Raw genomic sequence first — 6,117 nt, 5'->3', positions numbered from 1 at the left:
TTTTACAGAATTATTGGAATAAAGATATCATAGTAGGCCTGACCCATACCAGGCTTTAAAAGTCCTAACTCCATCAAAAATTATTTATGGAAAGGTCTTTTCTTGATCATTCCTCCTTTTGTGTCTTTAATTGAATTCATGATAACAAATGCTCCAGGATCAATTTTATTAATTTCTGACTGCAACTTTGAAAGTTCCAAACGGGTAATGACCGTGTAAATTATTTCCACTTCCTTTAGAACCTTCCCCTTTGGGGCATAGCCATTTTTGCCATCATAGATGGTGCATCCCCTTCCCAATTTTTCAATGATGCAAAGCCTTAATGCTTCGCTTTGCTTGGAGATAATGGTTACCCCAATGTATTCCTCTACCCCATCGATTACGAAATCTATTGTTTTGGAAGCTATCAAATAAGTGAGTATAGCATAAAGCGCGATCTCTATTGATAAAAAATAGGCTCCGGCTGAGAAAATAATAATATTGAATAATAGTACAACGTCTCCTATGCTCAGGTTGACCTTTTTGCTAACAAAGACGGCAAGGACTTCAGTACCGTCCAATACAGCCCCTCCCCTTATGGCTAAACCAATACCCAAACCAATGAAAAATCCACCGAAGGTAGGAATCAATACCTTATCGTGTGTAATAATGGGATAAGGTAGAACATGGATAAAAAGGGCTAATAGACCAATACCTAGTATACTTTTTAGGGCAAAGGATTTTCCAATGTTAGAATAGGCCAGGATAACAAAAGGTAAATTGAATAGGATTAATAAAATGGGCATGGGAAAATCGGTTACTTCTTCGAAAATTAAAGCAATCCCCGTAATTCCCCCATCTATAAATTGAGTGGGAATCAGAAAGCTTTTTAAACCAAACCCTGCAACTAAAACCCCTAAAAAAATAAAGGTTGAGTTGCGAAGAAACTGCATAAAGTCCAATTCCAACTTCTGCGTTTTTTCCCTGACTTGTTCAAAGGAATTAATTGCATCTTTAAATAGGAGAAGGATTGAGGGAGAAATTCTAAGCATTTTATAATAAATCATTAAGAATATGGACTAAATTGGAAATTTTGAGGAGAGAAAAGTCTTGAAAAATTCAGAAAAGAATCCTAGGCCCTCTCCCAATTTATTAATCAGGGATGATGCGAAATTTTCCTTCTTCGCATTCGCAAACGATGTTTTTCCCTTCTAATAAGGTTCGTATTTTTACTGGGTTTCCCCACAGGGTATTTACATATTTTAAGGTTTCTTCTAAATATTTCATTTGTAATTCTCTACCGTCAAACAAATGAACTAATTGCAATACATTGTCAGAATTTTCTTTGTGCTCTACCACCACTTGGGGGAAAGCATTTGTACCAATATTGGCGATCAAGGTTTCCTTCACTTGGTGCCAACCTTCCCGATCTGATATTTCTGTTATTTTTACATTTTCAGGGTTTACTTGAAACTCAAATAAATTCAGTTGGCGAGCTAATTCTTCTGTCAAAAATCGTCGAAGAAATGAATTATCACGATCAATAGTTCGCACTTCGAATATTTTTTTATCTAACTCATAATCTATGCTATGTCCATCACTTCCTGCCAATTTTGAGAAGATGGTATAGCCTATATGGTATGGGTTGATTCCTCCCAAATGGGGTCTAATGACCTGATTATGAGATCGAATAAAATCAAAATATAAGGAATGGTCCAAATCCAATTGATTTAGGATAGTATAATGCCAAAAAGTAGCCCATCCTTCATTCATGATTTTCGTTTCCATTTGAGGTAAAAAATAGCGATTTTCTTCCCACACAATGGTCAATAAATCTTTTTCCCAATCTTCCAGGAGAGGTTGGTGATCCCTTATATAAAGCAACAGTTCTTTTTCTAATAATACTTCGGATTTGGCTTTGTAAGCCTTTTTTTTCTTTAGATGTGCCCATTGGTCTCCATGCGTTTCCCCCAATCCTGCTCCGGCTTTTTCTTTGGCTTTTAATGGAGGGAATTTTTGCAAAATATTTCTATCACATTGCATACTAATTGCATGAGCGGCATCTAATATTCGCTCCACTCTTATATAACCAATCCCTGGGTCTTCTATGTAGGCTCTGATTCTATCAGCATGTCGTTTAAACATTTCCAGGGCCAAGTCGGCCCTACTTTGGGAAAAATGAATGTTGTTTTTAAAAAAATCATTATGCCCATAAACATGCGCCATGGTCAAAATTTGCAAGGGAAGAGGATTATCGATCATTAAATAGGCTAAGCAGGGATCAGTATTTATTACCATTTCATAAGACAAGCCACTAAGTCCATGTTGGTAAAGAGTTTTCAATCTTTCAAAGGCTTTTCCAAAACTCCAATGAGGATATCTGGCTGGCATGCCCATGTAAGATTGGTAGCCGAGCATGTCATGATAATCACAGATCTCGAATTCTTGCTTATAAAAGTCAAGCCCTAGCTCTCTCGCTTTTTCCTCAATTCTTTCATTCCATTCTAGTAAATTTTGTATGGTCCAGGAACGCATTTCAACCATTATTTTAGTCTTCTTCCGAAATAAGGGATTTATCGAGGGTCAGAAATTTCTTGAAAGCTGGCCACACATCTTCCTTCTTTCTAATTTTTAAACAAATAAAGTTTTCTAGTCCTAATTGACGAAATTGATTAAGCATGGATGACCAAGAGAAGCTGCTTATCGGTTTGATTTCCCCATATCCAAAGAGGTTACAAACACCTGCCAATTTTTCAGCGTATTCAATGGCCGGTTTTATATCACTTTCAAAATTATCCCCATCACTACAATGAAAGGCATAAATGTTCCATAATACAGGGTCGTAACGCTGCTCAATGATTTCCAATGCCTTTTTATAGCCTGAAGAGATGTAAGTTCCACCCGACTCTACCTTATGAAAAAAATCATCCTCGTTGACCTCCTTTGCTTCCGTATGATGAGCTAAAAAAACAATATCAGTATTCCTGTATCTACTTTTTAAGAATTGATACAGTAAAAAATAGAAGCTTCGAGCCAGATATTTTTTTACGGTATCCATGGAACCACTTACATCCATTATACAAAAAACAACTGCATTTGAGTGGCGGGTTATTTCAATTACCGTTCTATGATAAACCAAATCATCCAGATGGAAAGGAAAACTTTCCTCTTCTTTTAACTCCTTACGGCTAGCTTTTTTCCTTTTTATCCGGTTTATGAGAGATTTCTTTTTTGATAGTCGGCTCCTGATCCCCTTCTTTTTGTACCCTAGTAAGCGTTTAAGACTCTCTGCCTCAGTTTCCAATAATTTTTTCCGCTCCAGTTTAGGAAGTTCCAAGTCTTCAAACATGATGTTGATTACTTCTTCAACCGTAATTTCAGTTTCATAAATGTCCACACCGGGTTGACTGCCTGCTCTTTCTTTTCCTTCAGGATTCTGGGGGGCATTCTTTTGAAGAATTTGTCCTTTCTGTTCTTGCCCACTTCCCTGTGCTACCCCTTTGGTATTTCTTCCAAAGATGAAACTATATTCTTTTAAGGCTTTAATAGGAACTTTAATTTTCTTGTGTCGACTTTGTCCTATAATAGACTCTTCCGCAATAATATCCGCAATGCCTTTCCGAATGCTATTTCGGACCAATTCACGGTGCCGGCTTCTGTCTCCGACCGATCTGTCCCTCTTTTGCTTACTGAAATCACGGAAAATAGCCAAAGGAGATTTTTTTTGTTAGGAATTACTTTTTATAAAATTATAGTAATAAATATGCATAAATATCTAATTGTATGATATTTACAATAATTCAGTTTAAGTATTTATTAAAGATAAATCTAAAATGATTTTAGTCCTTCCACAGGTGATTTGAGGCAAAAGTGAGTACTTCTTCGCAACTTTGTTCATTATAGCCATTTTGTATCATTGACTTCATCATGGCCTCATATTTTTGCTTTTGTTTTGGGTCTCTACTTTTTGCCTTCAAAATTATCCGTGTAATATCCTTAACAGAAGCCATTAGTTTTTTCTCAATGGCTTCTTTTAATGGTTCATACACCTGGTAATTAAGAGCACCCTTTCTTCTCAAGATATGAGACATATAGCTCATCACATCTTGTCTAAAACCATCTGCGGAGGTGCTGGTAATGCCTATTTGTTCTTCTATAGAGCTTAAGAATTTCACATCAGGTTCCATTTCATCTTTGGTTCCCTTTCCCACTACTTTTTGTTTAAGCACATAGGCTTCTACATGATCTAGATAGTTTTGGAACAAAGATTCAGCCTGCTCCTCATAGGCATGAACAAAAGCCCTAGTGATGTCCTTTTCCAACATTTTCAGGTATTCCTTGTAAAGGATATCTTTCAAAATATCCATATATGTTACTTTGACATCTTCTGTAAGAGGCTCCTCTTTTAGTTTGTTTTGTAAGGCATCTAGGACGGATACTGGGGTAATACTGTTAAACTCGCTGTCAGAAAGTGCATCATCCAAAGCCTTCATTATAAAACGGGTGGAAATACCACTCATTCCTTCCTCCGGAAATTCCTCTTTTAGTTCCTGTACATTAATATGCTTTGTTTGTCCTTTTTCCAATACCTCATCCCCATTATACAGCTTTAACTTTGTCAACAAATCGCATTTTACTGTTGGCCTCAAACGACTTAAAATGGCAAACATGGAAGCGATCTCCAATGTATGTGGCGCAATGTGTGCATCAAAGTCCGATAATTCAATCATCTTCTGATAAATGCGAATTTCTTCTGAAAGCCGTAATACGTAAGGCACTTCAATTTTCACAATGCGGTCAAGAATAGCCTCATTAGTATGATCAGCCTTAAACTTATTCCATTCTGCTTCATTGGAGTGAGCCAAAATGACTCCATCAAAATAGATCATAGAGTGTTTCCCTGGGGAGGGAATCAACTTTTCCTGTGTAGCAGTGAGCATTGCGTGTAAATATTCTACTTCATTTTTAAAGACCTCAATAAATTCCACAACACCTCGGTTTCCCACATTGAATGCTCCGTTTAAGGACAAAACCCGTGGATCATCCTCTGAATATTTATCTAATTTTGAAATATCTTCAGAACCTATCAAAACGGAAGTATCTTGATTATTGGGGTCAACGGGAGGAACCACCCCAATACCTCTTCTTTCTTTGGCGCTAAACTGAAAACTGGAGATGGAGAATTTTTCAAAATCACCTTGAAACTCCTCATTAAGCCTATAACGACAAATTGGGCACAGTCCTCCCTCAATTTCCACACCTAGACGTTTGCCGATTTCTTTTCGAAGATGATTAGGTATTAGATGAAGAGGATTTTCATGCATAGGACATCCCTCAATATAATAGGTGGGAGAACTATTCTCCAGACCTTCTTTTAGAGCTTCAATGATAGAAGATTTTCCTGCCCCTACAGGTCCTACTAAAAATAATACTTGCCGACTTTCTTCTCCTTTTAAGGCAGCAGAATGAAAATATCTCACGATCTTTTGCAAAACTTCTTCAATTCCAAAAAAGCCTTTATTAAAAAAGTTGTAACTTTTTATTTTACGGTTCCCAAAAATTCTTTTCAGCCGAACATCATTTTCTGTATCTAAATTGAAGGAACCCTTAGAGGTAATAATGTTAAAAAGTCTTTTATGGGCTAATTGAGTAGATTCCCTTTCTTTTTTTATTCTATCCAGGAAGGTGATAAAATCAATACTTTCACCAATCCTTTTCTTTTTTTCTTTATACTCTTTAAATAGATCCTTATAGTATTTATTGGCCATAGAACAGAGTCAATGTTAGAACTTTCTTTTGGCTTGGTGACAACTCATCATTAGATGACATTAGAGGGTCTCTATTTTTTAACTGGATTTGATGGTGCCTTGTTTGCAGTAATGTATTCGTTTAAATAGCAGTTTTGACATAAATAGTGACTCAACAATCCCTTATCCTCATGATAATTAAATACTTACACTAAATAGTTCACCAATCTCATTTCCATTTTGGAATATTTCTATGAGAGATTGGTATTAATTAATATTTTTTGAAAATCTGTTAATTTTTCGCCTCAAATATTTTAAATACAACATATAGTGTCCTAAATTATTAGGAAACCAATAATAATATGTATGAAGAGTTTTTACACAAAACAAA

At 36.0% G+C, this 6,117-nt stretch carries 4 protein-coding genes; all 4 read right to left on the bottom strand.

Annotated features, from left to right (window positions below; all coding sequences use genetic code 11):
- Positions 1-80 precede the first annotated feature (80 nt).
- The 4 genes from E1171_RS09460 to E1171_RS09445 all read right to left on the bottom strand — a co-directional run bounded on the left by E1171_RS09460 (position 81) and on the right by E1171_RS09445 (position 5,747).
- Positions 81-1,031, bottom strand: a complete 951-nt coding sequence (locus E1171_RS09460) for a YitT family protein (RefSeq protein ID WP_246164264.1) — start codon at positions 1,029-1,031, stop codon at positions 81-83.
- Positions 1,032-1,131: 100 nt separating this feature from the next.
- Complete coding sequence (locus tag E1171_RS09455; protein ID WP_222931457.1) at positions 1,132-2,523, bottom strand: SpoVR family protein; 1,392 nt, start codon at positions 2,521-2,523, stop codon at positions 1,132-1,134.
- 4 nt (positions 2,524-2,527) lie between these two features.
- A complete protein-coding gene (locus E1171_RS09450) occupies positions 2,528-3,691 on the bottom strand; it encodes a YeaH/YhbH family protein (RefSeq protein WP_155205759.1) in 1,164 nt (387 codons plus the stop codon).
- 127 nt (positions 3,692-3,818) lie between these two features.
- Complete coding sequence (locus tag E1171_RS09445; RefSeq protein WP_155205758.1) at positions 3,819-5,747, bottom strand: serine protein kinase; 1,929 nt, start codon at positions 5,745-5,747, stop codon at positions 3,819-3,821.
- Between the last annotated feature and the right edge of the window lie 370 nt (positions 5,748-6,117).

It is taken from the genome of Xanthovirga aplysinae, assembly GCF_009711365.1.
Taxonomy (GTDB): Bacteria; Bacteroidota; Bacteroidia; order Cytophagales; family Cyclobacteriaceae; genus Xanthovirga; species Xanthovirga aplysinae.
The sequence above is the reverse complement of the archived record's forward strand: the minus strand, read 5'-3'. Positions and strand labels throughout refer to the sequence as shown.

What these genes read in the sequence shown, in the direction of transcription:
- E1171_RS09460 (WP_246164264.1), bottom strand. Translation starts at nt 1,031, where the DNA reads ATGCTTAGAATTTCTCCCTCAATCCTTCTCCTATTTAAAGATGCAATT.
- E1171_RS09455 (WP_222931457.1), bottom strand. Translation starts at nt 2,523, where the DNA reads ATGGTTGAAATGCGTTCCTGGACCATACAAAATTTACTAGAATGGAAT.
- E1171_RS09445 (WP_155205758.1), bottom strand. Translation starts at nt 5,747, where the DNA reads ATGGCCAATAAATACTATAAGGATCTATTTAAAGAGTATAAAGAAAAA.